The sequence below is a fragment of the Bacillus sp. ISL-77 genome, assembly GCF_018613105.1.
The window spans coordinates 33,289-51,175 of sequence record NZ_JAGGQY010000090.1 but is presented as its reverse complement, the minus strand read 5'-3'; the positions used below and the strand labels follow the sequence as shown (position 1 = coordinate 51,175).

The 17,887-nt window shown below is 36.0% G+C and carries 16 protein-coding genes; 14 read left to right on the top strand and 2 right to left on the bottom strand.

Translation table 11 applies throughout. The annotated features are described in order from the left end of the window. The first annotated feature begins 365 nt into the window (after positions 1-365). Positions 366-1,724 (top strand): arsenic transporter, encoded by a 1,359-nt coding sequence (locus tag J7E77_RS28500; RefSeq protein WP_214718774.1) that lies wholly within the window; start codon positions 366-368, stop codon positions 1,722-1,724. 21 nt (positions 1,725-1,745) lie between these two features. On the opposite strand, the gene J7E77_RS28495 is transcribed toward J7E77_RS28500, so the two are convergent. After that, positions 1,746-2,351 carry a VanZ family protein gene (locus J7E77_RS28495; RefSeq protein ID WP_214718771.1) on the bottom strand — a complete coding sequence of 202 codons (606 nt, stop codon included), beginning with the start codon at positions 2,349-2,351 and terminating at the stop codon, positions 1,746-1,748. Further along, positions 2,352-3,689, bottom strand: coding sequence for a D-serine ammonia-lyase (locus J7E77_RS28490; protein WP_374103016.1), 1,338 nt, complete (start codon positions 3,687-3,689; stop codon positions 2,352-2,354). Positions 3,690-3,860: 171 nt separating this feature from the next. On the opposite strand from J7E77_RS28490, the gene J7E77_RS28485 reads away from it, so the two are divergent. From J7E77_RS28485 to tuaH, 13 genes are all read left to right on the top strand, one after another. Continuing rightward, positions 3,861-4,661, top strand: a complete 801-nt coding sequence (locus tag J7E77_RS28485; protein WP_214718767.1) for a hypothetical protein — start codon at positions 3,861-3,863, stop codon at positions 4,659-4,661. 154 nt (positions 4,662-4,815) lie between these two features. After that, a complete protein-coding gene (map, locus tag J7E77_RS28480) occupies positions 4,816-5,556 on the top strand; it encodes a type I methionyl aminopeptidase (protein WP_214718766.1) in 741 nt (246 codons plus the stop codon). Between the two features lie 95 nt (positions 5,557-5,651). Further along, on the top strand, positions 5,652-6,065 hold the full coding sequence (locus tag J7E77_RS28475) for a MerR family transcriptional regulator (protein ID WP_214718764.1): 414 nt from the start codon (positions 5,652-5,654) through the stop codon (positions 6,063-6,065). Between the two features lie 89 nt (positions 6,066-6,154). Continuing rightward, positions 6,155-7,465, top strand: coding sequence for a hemolysin family protein (locus tag J7E77_RS28470; RefSeq protein WP_214718762.1), 1,311 nt, complete (start codon positions 6,155-6,157; stop codon positions 7,463-7,465). 296 nt (positions 7,466-7,761) lie between these two features. Continuing rightward, the gene (locus J7E77_RS28465) at positions 7,762-8,421 is read left to right on the top strand and encodes a sugar transferase (RefSeq protein ID WP_214718760.1); all 660 of its coding nucleotides are present in this window, start codon (positions 7,762-7,764) and stop codon (positions 8,419-8,421) included. 16 nt (positions 8,422-8,437) lie between these two features. Beyond that, positions 8,438-9,898 (top strand): teichuronic acid biosynthesis protein TuaB, encoded by a 1,461-nt coding sequence (gene tuaB / locus J7E77_RS28460; RefSeq protein WP_214718758.1) that lies wholly within the window; start codon positions 8,438-8,440, stop codon positions 9,896-9,898. Further along, entirely contained in the window at positions 9,898-11,091 is a 1,194-nt protein-coding gene (gene tuaC, locus J7E77_RS28455) for a teichuronic acid biosynthesis protein TuaC (RefSeq protein ID WP_214718757.1), read from the top strand. The genes tuaB and tuaC overlap by 1 nt, the downstream gene beginning before the upstream one ends. Before the next feature lie 40 nt (positions 11,092-11,131). Continuing rightward, complete coding sequence (tuaD, locus tag J7E77_RS28450) at positions 11,132-12,466, top strand: UDP-glucose 6-dehydrogenase TuaD (protein ID WP_214718785.1); 1,335 nt, start codon at positions 11,132-11,134, stop codon at positions 12,464-12,466. 11 nt (positions 12,467-12,477) lie between these two features. Beyond that, positions 12,478-13,422 (top strand): NAD-dependent epimerase/dehydratase family protein, encoded by a 945-nt coding sequence (locus J7E77_RS28445; protein ID WP_214718754.1) that lies wholly within the window; start codon positions 12,478-12,480, stop codon positions 13,420-13,422. 24 nt (positions 13,423-13,446) lie between these two features. Beyond that, the gene (gene tuaE / locus J7E77_RS28440; RefSeq protein WP_251027108.1) at positions 13,447-14,763 is read left to right on the top strand and encodes a teichuronic acid biosynthesis protein TuaE; all 1,317 of its coding nucleotides are present in this window, start codon (positions 13,447-13,449) and stop codon (positions 14,761-14,763) included. A 14-nt stretch (positions 14,764-14,777) separates the two neighbouring features. Next, the gene (locus tag J7E77_RS28435; protein WP_214718750.1) at positions 14,778-15,464 is read left to right on the top strand and encodes a GumC domain-containing protein; all 687 of its coding nucleotides are present in this window, start codon (positions 14,778-14,780) and stop codon (positions 15,462-15,464) included. 14 nt (positions 15,465-15,478) lie between these two features. After that, the gene (gene tuaG / locus J7E77_RS28430) at positions 15,479-16,237 is read left to right on the top strand and encodes a teichuronic acid biosynthesis protein TuaG (RefSeq protein ID WP_214718748.1); all 759 of its coding nucleotides are present in this window, start codon (positions 15,479-15,481) and stop codon (positions 16,235-16,237) included. Positions 16,238-16,243: 6 nt separating this feature from the next. After that, positions 16,244-17,410: a teichuronic acid biosynthesis protein TuaH gene (gene tuaH / locus J7E77_RS28425; RefSeq protein WP_251027106.1), complete on the top strand. Its 1,167-nt coding sequence runs from the start codon at positions 16,244-16,246 to the stop codon at positions 17,408-17,410. Positions 17,411-17,887: the final 477 nt, after the last annotated feature.

Sequence of the window (17,887 nt, the reverse complement as noted above, 5' to 3'; positions counted from 1 at the left end):
AGCTCAGGCAGCTCAGGTAGCAGCGGTAGTAGCGGCAGCCACGGTAGCCATGGTAAAAAAGGTCCAAAAGGAAAAAAACACTAACAGTAGCAACCGATACTTTCAAAAGTATCGGTTTTTTTGTTCATTCCTTATTACATAAACCTATTAAAATGCATGTGTGTCATTCGTCTATATATAAAAATATAGGTAAAAATCTAGTAGAATTATTGAAAATACTTCTAGTTACATGCTGATTTATGAAAAGACGAGACATTCGTTTAGAACAAGCCTTCACTTTGGGACGTACTATAAAGCAAAGGACAAGAAGGAAATAAACGGAAAATAATGAAGGAAACTTATGTGAAGGGAGTAAATTAATTTTTATGTATCATCAATCGACGGTAATCATTACCATCTTTGCTTTTATTCTAACAATGGTCCTGATCTTTATCCGTCCAAAAAATATGAACGAAGCAATCCCAGCGACAATAGGCGCCATTATTGTTTTTGTAAGTGGAAGCGTTTCGATAGGGGATTTAGTTGACATAAGTTCAAAGGTTACAGGGGCAGCAATTACCATTATAGCCACAATCGTTATGGCTATCGTACTTGAAAGCTTTGGATTCTTTAGTTGGACCGCTGCTTTAATGTTAAAAATATCAAAAGGGTCAGGAATTCGCTTATTTTGGAATACCTTAATACTCTGCTTTTTAATGACACTATTTTTTAATAACGATGGAAGTATCTTAATTACTACACCAATTCTGATCTTAATTTTAAATAATTTAAAATTAAAAAACAGGCAAAAGATACCGTTTCTCTTAAGTGGTGCGTTAATTGCGACTGCTTCAAGTGCTCCAATAGGTGTTAGTAACATCGTTAATTTAATAGCCTTGAAAATAATAGGAATGGATTTGTATCTCCAAACGGAAATGATGTTTGTTCCTGGGGTTCTGGGATTACTATTTTTATCCTATCTACTATTCCTAGTTTTTAAGAAAGATATTCCGAAAGAAATCCGCTTCCATTCCTACTCCATTCCACTGCATAAAAACCGTCCATATCATCCATTACAACAAGGCTCTGAAACTTTATTCAATCAACAAAAGAAACTCATGATCAATATGCTCGTCTTTGTATTCCTTGTACGGATTAGTCTTTTCGTCGCATCCTTTATTGGCATCTCAGTCTCGTTGGTAGCTGTGTGTGGTTCGGTTATCTTACTTATATGGAGATGGATTCACTTAAAGGTAAATCCAAAAGATGTGGTCGGTAAAATTCCTTGGCATATCTTAATATTCGCCTTTAGTATGTATGTCATCATCTATGGTTTACACAATATTGGATTATCGAATCTTTTACTAAGCTATTTAAAACCGATTGTTAAAGATAGTTTGCTGCATGCTAGTTTAACCATGGGGGTCATAACAGCTTTTCTTTCAAATATCTTTAACAACCATCCAGCCTTAATGATATCAACCTTAGCCTTGACGGAAATGGGACTAGATCCCTTATTAACGAAAACCGTTTACTTATCAAACATCATTGGCAGTGATATTGGGTCGCTGATCCTCCCAATCGGAACTCTTGCAACACTGCTTTGGATGCATATTTTAAAGACTAATAAGATTAAAATAACTTGGATGCAATATATAAAAGTGACCATAGTTGTCATCCCCGTCACGCTAATTTTCACCCTAATCAGCTTATATTTATGGCTATTACTCGTATTTGCAGCTTAATAATAAATGATACTAAAGGACTCATCTATCGATGGGTCCTTTAGTATTCGTGATATTCACCACTTGTTTAACCAAAGGAAAGAGAACGCAGCCTAGATAAATTCCAAGTAAATTTAAAATCAAATCGTCTATGTCCAAGCTCCCACGATGGGAAACAAATTGCAAAACCTCAATGCATGCAATCATCAATGAAGCAATAAATAATGCCTTCCATTGAGAAAACTGTTTAAACCTAAGGCATAGGCCGTAGGGAAGGAACAAACCAATATTAGCAGCCAGATTATAAAAGGAAATTAACCAGTTCACTTTTCCTGACAAATAAAATGCAACTGTGGAAAAGGGGACAAGATTCATTGAGTGATAGCTTTGCTCGTTTGGGCGGAAAAATAACAAAATCACAAGTGCAACCGTGTAGAGAGTTAACCCTCCCAAAAAGAGTGGGTAGGGAAGATTGATCGTTTCTTTCCGGATAAATAAAACCAACCATAAGACCAACCAAACAATACAGAACAGGACCACTATTAAAACGATTGGGTGTAAATATGAAACTAGTCGAATAAAAACAGGTGAAAAAAGAATAAATATAACAATAGAAATCATCATTGAAATAAATAATGTTTTTCTCAATTATTTTGATCCTTTTTGATAATATTCTGCCATCATTTCTGCAGGAACCATGCTTCCGCCAGTTGCCCAAACGATATGTGCAGCATCGCTCATTTTATCCAATAAATTATGGTTCCGTAAGTAATCATTTCCCTCTCTACATAAGAAAACCGGTCCAATCATCCCTGCGAGTGCAGAAGGCTCTAAATGAATTTCTTCAGTATCGACAAGATCCTTGAGCAATTTGTATAATTGTTCGTCGCTTATTGTATAACTTCCACTTAAGAAAGGGTCAATAATTTTGCCGACAAATCCCGAGGGTTTACCGACAGCAAGTCCATCTGCATCGGTGACATTGTCAATTCCGATATCCTGAACAGAAATTTGATCATGTAATCCCGTCAATAATCCGAGTAACATACAAGGAGAATGGGTGGGTTCAGCAAAGAAACAGTGGACGTTATCTTTAAACAATTGCTTCAATCCAAATGCTACGCCTCCTGGACCACCGCCAACCCCACATGGCAGGTAAACGAATAAAGGGTGGTTTTCATCAACTGTGATTTCTAACTGTTCTAACTGCTTTTTCAACCGGGAGGCGGCCACGGCGTATCCTAAAAATAAATCACTTGAATTTTCATCATCCACGAAATAACAACTAGGATCTGCTTTTGCTTGGATTCGTCCTTGCTCGACAGCTTTGCTGTAATCGGCTTCATATTCAATTACCTGCACATTTTTGCTGCGAAGCAAGTCCTTTTTCCATTGTTTTGCGTCCGCGGACATATGAACTGTTACCTTAAACCCTAATTTAGCACTTATGATACCAATACTTAGACCTAAATTTCCAGTAGAACCGACGGCAATAGAATAAAGGGAAAAGAAGGATCGGAATTTTTCACTTGCTAGAATCGAATAATTATCTTGGATGGTAAGCAATTGATGTGTTAGAGCCAAATCTTCTGCATGTTTGAGTATTTCATAAATACCGCCTCGGGCCTTGATTGACCCTGAGATTGGAAGGTGACTATCACACTTTAGTAATAAATCACCTAAGATAGGCTGTCCATAATCCTGGGCTAATTTTTGCTGCATAGATGGTATGCTCACTAATGGAGATTCAATGATCCCATTGGCTGCTTTTGTTTCAGGGAAAACCTTAGTGAGATAAGGAGCAAAACGATTCAATCTTTCTTCCGCATCTTTAATATCCTCTACAGTCAGCGGAGATTTTTCGAGCCCTTGTTGAGAATTTTCAAGGTTAGGATTCACCCAAAATACTTCATCTAAAGATTTGAGTTTTTCTAACAATGGAAGTTGTTTGCTATCGAGCCATGTGTGTATTTCTTTGTTATTCATGTTCTTCATTGGGATACCTCTGTCTTTTGGGAATATAATCAAGCGTTTTTTAGAATATATATATTTTATCACAAGAATATTTTTGCTACGTTATTAATTGTATAGTAGTCGCTTGTCTTTAACACTTGTTTTCTTCTTGCATATTATTTAAATAAAAGGCATGTGAGGGACATGTATTTAGTTGGCTTTTACTCTCCAAAAGCAAAATCAGGTGTAACGGAATTGTCTTTATCCATTTATAATTGGATTAAATTAAATACAAATATTTCTGCTGCATTCATTTCTTACGGGACTTTAGAAAAAGAGGAGACTTCAAATGAGCTCATTCATGAATTTTCTAAATTGACTTTAATCGAACAAAAACGAAAAGTGAAGTTGATGAAAAACGAGTACGATATCATTATTTATGATGCATCAAGTCAACTTTCCGAAGGTGTCTTAAAGCTTTTACCGATTGTTGACCGGTTATTTGTTGTGGGTGAAGAACATACTGATTTTGCCGTTAAACTGCAAAAAATTATTCAATTTGATAAAATTTTTGATAAAAGCGTCAAAAATTTTATTACACATTTACGAGGTAGTAAAACGTTTATTATTCGTGAAAATAAGGAAGATCGTGTGATTGGATTCAACTACTCCAAAAATGAAACAAATACTATTGGTCAGATGGTGTATACAGACTATGTTACACGGTATATAGAAGAGAAATTCATTGGAAAAAATATTAAAATATTTAAGAAGATCTTACTTATACCTAAGAAGGACTTGTATAAAGGCTTACATGAATTAGGTATTGATTTTGAAAAAGCACTGCTCTTTCATGAATATGTTTTTCTCCGAGAAGCGTTAGGTCAAGATTACCAAGAAGCACTAGAAAACCTCTTTCCACTTTTAATTAATGCCACCTATAAAGAAATTTTTGAAAAATTTCAAAATGAAATAAATTTTATCAAAAAAGTAAAATTATTATGATCCATAAAAAATACAGAGTAGCCTTGTTAACTACTCTGTATTTTTTGTCAATATCTCCACTTCAAAAGGTTATGCTTGGATTTTATCCGGGGATAAATGTACAATCTAATAGGTGAACGTTTATTAAGATAAAATAACATAGGTGGGAAAAAGCATGATTGCAAAGACGGAAGAGGATTTTAATGGATTGAAAGAAATTGGCAGAATCGTTGCTGGGATTCGCGATGAATTAGTGCAACGAGCGGTACCTGGGGTAACTACTAAGGAGCTCGATGATATAGCTGGTCAGTTATTTGAGAAGGAGGGCGCCATTTCTGCTCCAAAGGGGGAGTACGATTTTCCCGGGTTTACGTGTATTAGTGTCAACGAAGAAGTGGCTCATGGAATTCCGAGTGATCGAGTGATTCAAGAAGGAGATCTTGTTAATATAGATGTTTCTGGTTCCAAGAACGGTTATTTTGCAGACACAGGCGTCTCGATTGTCGTCGGAAAAGGTGAGGAAATTTTATCGAAAATTTGCGACGTCGCAAAAGAGGCATTTGAAGCTGGTCTTAAAAAAGCAAAACCAGGCTCCAAAATAAACGGGATGGGTAAAGTCGTTTTTCAAACGGCTAGAAATCATGGATTAACCGTGATTAAAAATCTTACAGGACACGGTATTGGACGAACAATCCATGAAAAACCTGAATATATTTATAATTATAATGAAACCTCTGATAATGGATTGCTTAGAGAAGGAATGGTTATTGCATTTGAACCATTTATTTCAACCCATGATGAAGAAGTGTTTCAACTAGAGGACGGCTGGACCTTTGTTACAGAAAAAAGCTTTGTCGCTCAGTACGAACATACACTTATCGTAACTAAAAACGGACCAGTCATATTAACACGCTGATAACCATAGATCAAACCGGAACGTTGACTGTACGGTTTGGTCTATGGTATATTTAATTTAACATTTACATGGGAAGGGGTGAGTAATTTGGGGAGTTGTATCGAATTGGTGAAATAGCAAAATTAAAGAATATTTCCAAACGGACAATTGATTATTACACCCAAATAGGCTTACTAAACCCTATTCGGACGGATTCTAATTATCGATTGTACAGTGAGGAGTGTCTTCAAATTTTAACTATGGTTGAACATTATAAAAATTTGAATATGCCCCTTGAGGAAATAAAGTCTTCCATTGAATTGATTAAGTCAGACAATACAATTGATAAACAAAAAGTAGAAAAACATGTTGAACAGATTGCCAGTATTATGCAGCATCTGAAAGAAGAAATAAATGTCATGGAACCTATTCTTCAAAAATTAAACAACCAGCAAAAAGAATCACTTGTTAATAAATTATCATCAGAAGGCATTACATTGGCTCAAACATTATTATTATTGTTTAGCTAAGTATTAATTTATTATTTTGATAGAAAATAAATAAACTCGTAAAAAAACAGGAGGTGTATTCCTTACTTATCTTTTAAGTAAGGAGACCATTGATAATTAGTAATCTACTAATAATAGCAATTTTAATTGCTTTTACAGCATTTTTTGTAGCTTATGAATTTGCTATTGTTAAAATCCGCGGTACACGTATTGATCAGCTCGTTAGCGAAGGGAACAAGAACGCGATCGCGGCAAAAACGATTGTTACTAATCTTGATGAATATTTATCTGCATGTCAATTAGGAATTACCGTTACAGCTTTAGGACTTGGGTGGTTAGGAGAACCAACGGTGGAACTTATCCTTCATCCGCTGTTAAGTTACTTTAACATGCCAGAATCTATCTCAGGTATTACTTCATTTATACTAGCGTTTGCATCAGTAACTTTTATTCACGTAGTTGTTGGGGAGCTTGCACCAAAGACCTTTGCCATACAAAAAGCGGAAGAGGTCACTTTGATTTTTGCAAGACCGATGATTCTCTTTTATAAAATAATGTATCCATTTATTAAAGCACTAAATGGTTCTGCTCGTTTCATCGTCGGAATTTTTGGACTGAAACCTGCATCAGAACATGAAGTAGCACACTCAGAGGAAGAACTTCAATTAATCATTTCCGAAAGCTATAAGAGCGGGGAGATTAATCAATCTGAATATAAATATGTGAACAATATTTTCGAATTTGATGATCGAAACGCCAATGAAATTATGGTACCACGCACTGAAATTATTGCTTTTGATATCTCACAATCTTTAAATGAATGTCTTCAAATCGTGACGGAAGAAAATTATACAAGGTATCCGGTCATCGATGGTGAGAAGGATAACATAGTTGGTATGGTAAATATGAAAGAGGTTTTTACCGAATATATTAAAGGCAAGAATGTTGAAACATCTATTCAAGAGTATGTTCGCCCAGTTATCCAGGTTATTGAATCGATCCCAATCCATGATTTACTCCTGAAAATGCAAAAAGACCGTGTTCATATGGCCATCTTAATGGATGAATATGGCGGTACAGCAGGATTAGTCACTGTCGAAGATATTTTAGAAGAAATTGTTGGTGAAATCCGTGATGAGTTTGATGCGGATGAAGTACCTGAAATTAATAAAATTAGTGAAAATAAAACCATCGTTGAGGGTAAAGTCCTAATTGATGAAATTAATGATTTATTCGGTTTAGACCTTGACGATTCAGATATGGATACAATCGGTGGATGGATCTTATCAGAAAAAATGGATGTCGTCGAAGGCGATAAAGTTAGATATGATGATTATGAATTTAAAGTGCTTGAAATCGATGGTTACCATATTAAATCATTAGAAATTTTAAAAATTGCCAAGCAAGAATCGATAGCTTAAACTAACTCCCTCTTGTCTAGATAAGAGGGAGTTTTTTTGTAACCCTATAAGAATCTAAGAAACTGACACAAAAAGGAAAAGTCCAAATCCTTATTGTGTCAGTTTTTTTCATTATATCGGTATATCTGCCTATATTTTGTAAAAATCTTTACAAAGTATTTAGAAACTTAATAAATATTCTAAATATTTTACAAACTCTTCACCAGTACTCAACAGCAACTTCAAGTTTTGTACCTATACTTTACGTATGGATTAGCAAAACACTTTATTAATAAATCTTATGGGGTGGTACATTTGTGAGTACTGAAAAAAGCTACAATATCTACCAAGATTATTTGACGGTCCCAGCCTCTAATCTCACATTATCAAAGAATGTGGAACATTACCTCTATTTAAAAAGAGTGTATGATATTTTTCTTGCAACCGTTGGGTTATTTATTGGACTGCCAGTTGTTGTTTTATTTACTATCCTCATTGTCATTGAAACACCAGGGTCTCCATTTTATGTTCAGGAGAGGATTGGTAAGAATGGAAAACGATTCAAGATGGTGAAGTTACGATCCATGAGAATGGATGCAGAAAAAGAAGGTGCAAAGTGGGCAGAGGTAAATGACCCTCGTATCACAAAAGTGGGAGCATTAATCCGAAAGACTCGTATTGACGAGCTTCCTCAATTGGTCTCTGTTTTAAAAGGAGACATGTCAATTGTAGGACCAAGACCGGAAAGACCATTCTTTACAGCAAAATTTAATAAAGAGATAAAGGGATTCGAAAATCGGCTACTTGTTAAACCAGGCCTTACAGGTCTAGCTCAGGTTAGTGGGGGATATGATATTTCTCCAAGAGAAAAACTTAAATATGACCTAGAATACATACAAAATTTAACATTCTCACTTGAAGTTAAAATTATATTGAAGACGTTTAAAGTAATTTTGACAGGAGAGGGAGCACGTTAATAAAGGCGGAAAGCATATGTCAGTCATCAGAAACCAACTACATAAAGGAGTAAAGTGGACTGGAATTTCAACACTTATAATTACAGCCCTTCAAATTATCCAATTTGCATTACTTGGCAAAATGATGAGTATATCCGAATTTGGGCTAGTAGGAATGATTACCACAATTGTAGTGTTTGCTCAGATATTGCTGGATCTTGGTTTTGGTACAGCCGTAATTCAAAAAGAAGGGGTTTCGGCCCGTGTGTTGTCATCACTGTTTTGGCTAAATGTAGTAGTAGGAATCGGGTTGTTTGTACTTTTATTCCTCTTTAGCCCTCTGATTGCGACATACTTTCAGCGGAGTGAATTAGTCGAACTTATTCGAATATTGGCTGTGATGTTTTTAATCGCTCCGGTCGGGCAGCAATGCCAATATTTGTTACAAAAAGAATTACGTTTTAATTTGCTGGGTGCCATTGAAGTAGGGACTAATGTTTTCTCCTTTTTAACATTGGTGATTCTCATACTTTCAATTAGTCCAATTTATGCCTTTGTCATTTCGCAAGTCGTTCTGAATTCATTAAAAGGCATTCTTTATTTTATGTGTTATCAAAAGAAATGGCGGCCTTCACTCGTATTTAATTTGTCGGAATGCAAGGAATACATATCGTTTGGGGCATACCAATTAGCTTCACGGTTAGTCAATCGAATTGGCTCCAACCTTGATGTGATATTAATCGGCCGATTTATGGGCGCGGAGGCACTGGGTATTTACAATCTTGCCTATCAAATCGTGACAATTCCGGTCTTAAAGATTAATCCGATTATTACTAGAGTGGCTTTTCCGGTTTTTTCGAAAAGTCACCAGAATCAAGTTTTATTAACAGATGGATTCTTACACATGACAAAGCTATTAAGTCTAGTTTCCTTTCCCATCTTGATGGGTCTCACGGCCGTGTCTAATGTGTTTATCTTAACTATTTTTGGACAGAAGTGGCTGGACGCCGTTCCAGTTGTGCAAATCATGGCAGTCGTAGGCATTCTAAGAGTTTTAATGAATCCAAATGGATCAGTTATTTTAGCAAAAGGAAAAGCTAATATTGCTTTTTATTGGGATGCCGGCGTCCTCATTCTCTATGGTGCCTCTTTATGGTTAGCCGTCATGACGAATAAATTGGAAGTTGTAGCTTGGACATATGCAGGTGTTAGCCTGGTGAACTTCTTAGTTGGAAGATGGTTATTAAACTGGTTAATTCAGCTACGTTTTAGGCAATACCTGCAAACCATTTCTGTTCCATTCCAACTATCTATGATCATAACAGTGATCGCATTTTGTATGAAGGAAATTTCCGCCATTTATTTTCCACAAACAAGTATTTGGCCACTTATTTTTTCGGTAGGCATAAGTGCGGTCACGTATATTTTGCTTTTATATAAGATGTATCCCCATTTTTTCTTGAGGATATTAAAAAAACAGATTAGAGGGAAAACATAATGAAGATTTTATGGATAACAAGTGCTTATCCCAGTGTCGAAAAACCAGGTCTTGGTGTTTTTCATGAAACTCAGGTTCAAGCACTGATCCGGTTAGGCGTAGAGGTTACAGTGATTTGTCCTGTGCCCCGTAATCCCTTTTTGATCAGATATGTAAAAAAGCAATATCGTGCTTATAAGGAGATTCCATTTGTGTATCTCAGAAAAGGAGTGACGGTCTACCGTCCGCCATATTTAGCACTGCCGGGCCAACTAAGATGGGCCCAGCCGGATAAACGGATGGCTGCTTGCATATTAAAAACAATGTCTGATTACGAGATAGAGCCCGATTTAATGCACGCACATTTTGCCATGCCGTCAGGAGGGGCAGCGAGAATTGTTGCTGAACAAAAAAAGCTGCCGTGGATTTTAACCTTACATGGCAGTGATGTAAATATTTATCCCAATTATAGCGCAAGTGCAAAAAAAGCATTCGAACAAACTGTACAGGCGGCAAATCAGGTATTGGCAGTGGGGGAAAGCCTAAAAATTAGAACAAAGGAGTTAGCAGGCAGAGATAGTATGGTACTCCCCATAGGGGTTGATCTATCACAATTTAAACCTCCCGAGGAAACCAAAAGGGAAATAAGAAGACGTCTTCAACTCCCTGAGGAAAAGAAGATTGTTGTTTTTGTAGGAAGATTAACACAAGCTAAAGGAGTTTTTGAACTCGCTCATTCACTTCATTGGCTTTCTAATGATGTAGCCATTTTGTTTGTTGGAGATGGACCAGCGAAAGATAAATTACAGCAGCATTCCGATTTCAATAGAAGGCTGTTTTTAACGGGTCAAGTTGAAAATGAAAGTGTAAAAGATTATTTGTTTGCTAGTGATGTGTTTGCCCTCCCGTCTTATACAGAAGGGATGCCAACCGTTGTAATTGAGGCACTAGCCCTAAAGGTACCTGTGATTTGTACCGCAGTAGGAAGTGTGCCGGAGTTATTTGGGGAGCATCGTCAGCTTTTAATAGAAAGTAAGTCGGTATCAAGCCTAGTAAATCGGATAAACGGTATCTTAAACCGAAATCTTTATCCCACGCAGGTTCAGCATGAACTGTATGAACATATCCAAAAAAACTATCATGCCGATCACAATGGAGCATTGCTAAATGATGTCTATACACGGACGATAGAATCTATTTATTTAACTGAATAGTCTTTTCTGCAAGTAAAAATCATCAGGAGGATTGATAATGATGAAAAAAATTGCTGTCATTGGAACCGGATATGTTGGTCTGGTATCAGGCACATGTTTTGCTGATTCAGGAAACCAAGTTACTTGCTGTGATATTGATCAACTGAAAATAAACGACCTCATACGGGGGATCATGCCTATTTATGAGCCTGGTTTAAAAGAGCTGGTCCACAAAAATGTACGGAAGGGAACGCTAAATTTTAGCGCTAATATAAGTCAAGAGATTCGAGATGCTGAAGTAATTTTTATTGCAGTTGGTACCCCAATGACATCATCAGGCAAAGCGGACTTAACCTATGTAAAACAAGTCGCTAAATCCATTGGTGAAAATTTAAATAATTACAAAGTGATTGTCACAAAAAGTACGGTACCCGTTGGAACTGGCAAATTAATTGAAACTATTATTCATGAATTCAACAAAGAAAAACAACCTTTTGATGTTGTTTCAAATCCTGAATTTTTAAGAGAAGGGACAGCTATTCAGGATACGATGAATATGGAGCGTGCAGTAATTGGGGCCACAAGCGAAAAAGCTTTTCAAATTATTTCAGAAATACATCAACCGTTTACAGCAAATATTGTGAAAGCCTCTTTAGAAACGGCGGAAATAATTAAATATGCTGCCAATGCTTTTTTGGCTACTAAGATTTCATTTATTAATGATATAGCCAATATTTGTGAACGTGTTGGTGCTGACGTAACAAAAGTATCCACTGGAATTGGCTTAGATAGCCGGATTGGTAATAAATTTTTACAGGCAGGCGTTGGATTTGGCGGTTCCTGTTTCCCAAAAGATACTGCTGCGCTTCTGCATATTGCCGAGGATTGTGGGTACGATTTTAAATTAATCAAAGCTGTTATTGAAACAAACGAAGGGCAAAGGGTGCAATTAGTGAATAAATTGTTACTTAAATTAGGTTCTTTGAAAGGGAAAACAATAAGTGTTCTTGGATTAGCGTTTAAGCCAGATACAGATGATATTAGGTCTTCTCCAGCAATGGATATTATTCCCTACTTAACAGAGCAGGGTGCGATCGTTAAGGCATATGATCCCATCGCGATTGTAGAAGCAAAAAAACAGATCGGTTACCAGTGCACCTATTCAGAGGATATATATGAAACTATCAATGATTCAGATGCATGTATGATCTTGACAGACTGGAAGGACGTAAAAAAATTGGATTTACCATTAGTCAAACAATTAATGAAGCAGCCTCTGATTGTTGATGGCCGGAATCTTTTTGATTTAGAGATGATGAAAGGTCTTGGATTTACGTACCTTTCGATTGGGAGACCAGCCATCCAATCGGAATCAGTCATATCAAAGGTAATATAGGAGGGTTTTTGATGAGTAAAGTGATTGTCACAGGAGGCGCAGGGTTTATTGGCTCCCATATAGTAGAGGAATTGCTTCGAAAGGATTTCAAAGTTTCGGTTATTGATAATTTTACAACTGGTCGACGAGAAAACATCGAGCACTTACCTATTGAAGTCATTAATTACGACATTACCGATCCAAGTGTAATTGAATTAATTGTTTCCCTTTGTCCAGATTATATTATCCATCAAGCCGCCCAAGTAAGTGTGGCAGAGTCTGTCAGGGACATTCTATTTGATGAAAAAGTAAATATTAGGGGATCTCTTCACATTATTAAAGCTGCGATTAAATCGAAGGTGAAAAGAGTTGTTTTTGCTTCATCCGCAGCTGTATATGGAAATCCTGTGGCATTGCCTCTGACCATCGCTCACCCAACGCAGCCTGAATCACCATATGGTCTTACAAAGTTATCAGTTGAAAATTATTTGAAAATGTCTAGTAAACTGTATCAACTGCCATATAGTATTTTGCGCTACAGCAATGTATATGGTCCAAGACAAGACTCAAAGGGTGAAGGTGGAGTTGTAGCTATTTTTTCAAATCAACTTACTGAGAATAGAGCTCCCGTTATATATGGAGATGGAGAGCAAACGAGGGATTTTATTTTTGTTAGAGATGTGGCATCTGCAAATGTAAAGGCGCTTAATGCAAAGGAAAATATTAATGTCCATGTGTCATCAGGATCATGCATTTCCATCAATGAATTGTTTGAAACGATGAAAGAAGCTACTGGTTCGAATTTATCTCCAATCTATAAACAGGAGCGTTCAGGCGATATACGTCATAGTATTCTTGCCAATGAAGAAACAAAAACAATATTGAATTGGGAGCCCTCTATGACACTATTCGAAGGATTACAAGAGACTCTCCAGTACTCAAACAAAGCTTATCAATTGCAGCTAGTAAATAGTTGATGTGAAAAAGGAGAAGGAAGTTTGATGCAAAGTAATCCACTAGTTAAACAGGCAACAGATGTATCAGCTTACGTTATGTACTTATTTGTCATGACAACTTTTCTGAATCAATCGGTTTTAAACATTCATATTGGATTTTTTAGTTTATTTTTGTATCGCTTGTTCCTGATAGCTGCGGTTATTCTCTTTATCTTTCAAGCTATGAAGGAAAAGAATCTTCCGCAATATTGGAATGAGGTACATGTAAAAGGTGTTCTCTTTTTTCTATTGTTTTGGATGGCCTATGGAGCGGTTTCACTACTATGGGCAAAGTCCATAATAGAAGGCATTAAGTCTTTAATTCTTTTGGGTATGGGAATATCGTTTGTTTTTCTGGCAGTTTTTACTTTTAGGAAAATGATCAATTTGGTTCTGTTTTATGGTATTTGGATGTTTATGACAGCCATTTTATTGGTGATTGGATTAATAAATCATTTTGCACACATCCAGCTGCCTACATCAACTTTATACGGAGGCTCTGAGTATAAGCTGTCATATCCAACATCTGTTTTCTTTAATCAAAATGATTTTGCCACGTTTCTTACCATATCCTTCTTTTTTTATCTATCTTTAACAAAAAATAGTAAACTAGTATTTTTGAAAACCACAAGTTTTATACTTTCAATTTTATGCGTGTATATGATCTATTTGACGGAATCACGCGCTAGTTTGCTTGGAGTCATGATCGGCTTAATCGTTTATATGTTTATCCTTCTTCCGAGATTTTTAAAGAAAGTGGCAGCCATTATCGGTTCAACAGTTTTCCTATTTTGTGTAATCGTATTTTTCGGCACGTTTATCCATATGTTTGAGCGTTTGTTAAGCGCTGCAACCTTTTACCCAAGTAATGAACTGCTTCCATCTAATGTAGCGAGATTAAATTTACTGAGAAATACCCTTCACTTTTCATTAGAAACCTTTGGATTTGGGGTTGGTGCTGGCAATATCCCATTCTATTTAAAAAACGAGTCCATCTATGCAACAAATCATGTGGTGGAAGTGCATAATTGGCTGGCCGAAATTATGGGTAATTTTGGAGTAATAATTTTGCTTGGTTATGTAACCATGTATGCCTATCTTTTTGTAAGTCTCTATAAATTTTATAAAGAATGTACCAATCGGAACCATAAAGGGTTACTTGAAGCGTGTATGATGGGCTCTATTGGATTCCTTGTTTCAAGTATCAGTCCAAGTTCCGTTAGTAACTTATATTTTCATTGGGTATTTCTTGGATTAGTTATTTCTATTGTTTCGGTATTGACAGGCAAGAAAAATCAACTCAATGTGGAAAATTCCTACTAAGGAGCAAGGTTCAAATGGGACAAATGATTCAAGCTTTAAAAGAAAGAATGAACAAATACATCCTAATAATATTAGCAACAACCATTTTGCTTGGTGTGATGGGGTGGCTGCTGCCGGTAGGAAAAGAGGAATCAAGTTATACAGCAGAAGCGTCCCTTACCCTTGGAAACTACAATGACCCAGATTTTAATAATCCTAAACGTGTCATTTTGTTGTTAACCCACGCCCCATTTTATGAAGAACATTTGGCGGATCTAGGGGAAGAAAAGTATGACGAAATAAGTACGAAATTAAATGTAACAGCAGGAACGGATAACATGATAACACTTTCTTATTCCGATCATTCGAAAGAAAGCACTGCTAAGGTTCTTAACGAGATCACAAGCGCCTTTATGGCCATGGACAAAGATAGGTTCCAACAAAAACAGAAAATCATTCAGGAATCTATTGAATCATTAAACAATGAAAAAGTAGGTCCAGATGCAAAAGTAGATCAGCAACGTTTCTTATATGAACTAAATACAGCTCTATATGAAATTAAACACGCCAAATTAATAAAAAAAGCAGATGAAAATGCAATAAATACTGAAAATAGAGCCTTCAACTCAAAAGAGAGAATGGTTTTAGGGGTGTTATTGGGCGTAACACTAGGCTTTTTATGGATAGTTTTCCCCGTAATTTTCCGGGAACGGTCAAATTAATAGGAGGTTTTTTTATGGGTCCACAGCAGCCACAGATCTCAATTATAACACCTTCATATAATGCCAGTTTGTTTATAGAACATACAATTGATTCAGTTAGAAAGCAAACCTTTCAAAACTGGGAAATGGTTATTGTAGATGATTGTTCTACTGACGATACACCAGATAAATTAAAATTCTATGAAAAAATAGATGAAAGAATACATGTTATTTATTTAAATCAGAATGGTGGGGCTGCTGTTGCAAGAAACATTGCTTTGCAGCATGCAAAGGGCAGATTTGTGGCATTTCTTGATAGTGATGATTGCTGGAAACCAGAAAAATTGGAAAAACAGCTTAATTTTATGCAAACAAACGATTATGCTTTTACGTTTACAGGCTACGAATTTGTATCAAATGAAGGAGTACAATTGAACAAACGGATAGGAGCTCCCAAGCAGGTTTCGTACAATGATATGTTAAAGAATACTATAATAGGATGTTTGACAGTCATGATCGACCGAAGCATTGTCGGTCAAATTCAAATGCCTAACATACGAACACGACAGGATTTAGCCACTTGGCTGGCCATTTTAAAAAAGGGCATAATTGCTTACGGGTTAAATGAAAATTTGGCCGAGTACCGGATAGGAAATCCTTCCATTTCGAGAAACAAGTGGAAAGCTGCAAAAATGAATTGGTTTGTGTATCGCAAGGTAGAAAAGTTAAACCTTATAAAAGCATTTTGGTGTTTTTCTCATTATGCCTTGCATGCGGTTGTTAAAAGGATCTAGAGAGGGATGGGACAAATGAAGAGCATACATATCATTGTGGCAACAGGTGAGTGGGAACAAGATCAACTTCGGTATCGTAGACATCGGCTTGCAGAATATTTGCAAAATCATCCTGAAACAAAGGAAGTAATCTGGTTATGTCCAACACCAAACCAAAAAGAAAAGCACAATAAAAGATTGTCTAATGGAATAGATCAATGGACCATCCAAGATTTGTTTCCACAAAAAGTGTTTCGGTTTGGCCGCTATATCGATTCATTTCATAAAATTAAATTGCAGCCATTACTATTATATTTAAAAAAAGCTAAGGAAAGGTATACTGTTAATTTATGGTATACCTTTCCTGGATTCCCAACACTTTCTAACCTTTTTTCTTGGAATAAAGTGGTTTATGATTGCAGTGATTTATGGACCTCTCCTATCAATGGGAAAAACTCTATCCTAGCCAATTTTAGAAAAAATATCATATCAAGTGCAGAAGAGCGGATTATTAAAAGGGCAGATGTGATTTTTTGTACCTCTGAATATTTACGTACAAGAATCATAGAAAAGTTAGGTGCTGAAGAAAAGGTGTTTACCTTTGAAAATGGGGTGGAATTTGATAGGTTTGCAAACTATTCTACACAAATGGATCATATTCTACCTGATCATTTTGACGGAACGGTTTTAGGCTTTATCGGGGGAATTAAACCTAAGCTGGATTTTGATTTGATCCAGGAAGTAGCCCAAAAAAAGCGTGAGTGGCTTTTTCTTTTTGTGGGTCCAGATGGTACCAATGATCATCCTAAATTTAAAAATTTATTAACTGAGAGGAATGTTTTATGGACTGGAAGTGTTGCTCCTTCCGAGGTTCCAAAATATATGAACTTAATAGATATTGGAATTATGCCCTACAAGTCATCTCAGTATAACCAAGCGGTCTTTCCATTAAAGTTATTTGAATTTCTTGCAGCGGGGAAGTCCGTAATTGGCATGCATTTGCCATCTACTAAAAAATATGCTGAGCAGTCTGTATATGCTCTTTTAGATACAAATGATTCTAGCCAATTTATCAGTGCATGTGAACATTTAGAAAGCATCAAAAATCACGAAAACTATATCCTTAGACGTAAGTCACTTGCTAAAACAAAAAATTGGAACGAAGTATTTGAGGATATGTTCCAATTAGTTTAGATTAGAACAAACCTAGTTTATTTCCATTGTGGGAGACCCAAAAGGGTTTCCTTATTTTATGTGTTTATTTGTCCGTTGGAAATGTAGAGTGTCTACATAGGCACAGGTGCGTAATTATAGGGGAAGGACATGAAATGATTAGATAACTTTGTGGATTAGTAGATGGATAATGATTGGGTGTAGCTATCAATGTTTATTCGATTTTGTTTTGAAGAAAGAGAAATAAAAAATTCTTATAAAGGCAACCGAGATATACATTAAGAACAGAAAATTTAGAAAACTATACATGCAACTTCCTCCTAGTTAGAAATTGTACTTGTAAGAAGAGCTATTGAATAGGTATCACTATAATTACATTTTATGCTATTAATGCGAAGAAATAATGGATTCCATGTTAATCTTTTGTAAAGTAATGAGAATCTTATTTAACTTACATAAAAATTTTAAATCCTGTCCAATACATATTCCTACTATTAA

Excerpts from the sequence above, each read along its gene's own strand:
- tuaG (WP_214718748.1), top strand. The coding sequence starts at position 15,479 with ATGGGTCCACAGCAGCCACAGATCTCAATTATAACACCTTCATATAAT.
- tuaE (WP_251027108.1), top strand. The coding sequence starts at position 13,447 with ATGCAAAGTAATCCACTAGTTAAACAGGCAACAGATGTATCAGCTTAC.
- J7E77_RS28445 (WP_214718754.1), top strand. The coding sequence starts at position 12,478 with ATGAGTAAAGTGATTGTCACAGGAGGCGCAGGGTTTATTGGCTCCCAT.
- tuaH (WP_251027106.1), top strand. The coding sequence starts at position 16,244 with ATGGGACAAATGAAGAGCATACATATCATTGTGGCAACAGGTGAGTGG.
- J7E77_RS28500 (WP_214718774.1), top strand. The coding sequence starts at position 366 with ATGTATCATCAATCGACGGTAATCATTACCATCTTTGCTTTTATTCTA.
- tuaB (WP_214718758.1), top strand. The coding sequence starts at position 8,438 with ATGTCAGTCATCAGAAACCAACTACATAAAGGAGTAAAGTGGACTGGA.
- J7E77_RS28435 (WP_214718750.1), top strand. The coding sequence starts at position 14,778 with ATGGGACAAATGATTCAAGCTTTAAAAGAAAGAATGAACAAATACATC.
- J7E77_RS28485 (WP_214718767.1), top strand. The coding sequence starts at position 3,861 with ATGTATTTAGTTGGCTTTTACTCTCCAAAAGCAAAATCAGGTGTAACG.
- tuaC (WP_214718757.1), top strand. The coding sequence starts at position 9,898 with ATGAAGATTTTATGGATAACAAGTGCTTATCCCAGTGTCGAAAAACCA.
- map (WP_214718766.1), top strand. The coding sequence starts at position 4,816 with ATGATTGCAAAGACGGAAGAGGATTTTAATGGATTGAAAGAAATTGGC.
- tuaD (WP_214718785.1), top strand. The coding sequence starts at position 11,132 with ATGAAAAAAATTGCTGTCATTGGAACCGGATATGTTGGTCTGGTATCA.
- J7E77_RS28490 (WP_374103016.1), bottom strand. The coding sequence starts at position 3,689 with ATGAATAACAAAGAAATACACACATGGCTCGATAGCAAACAACTTCCA.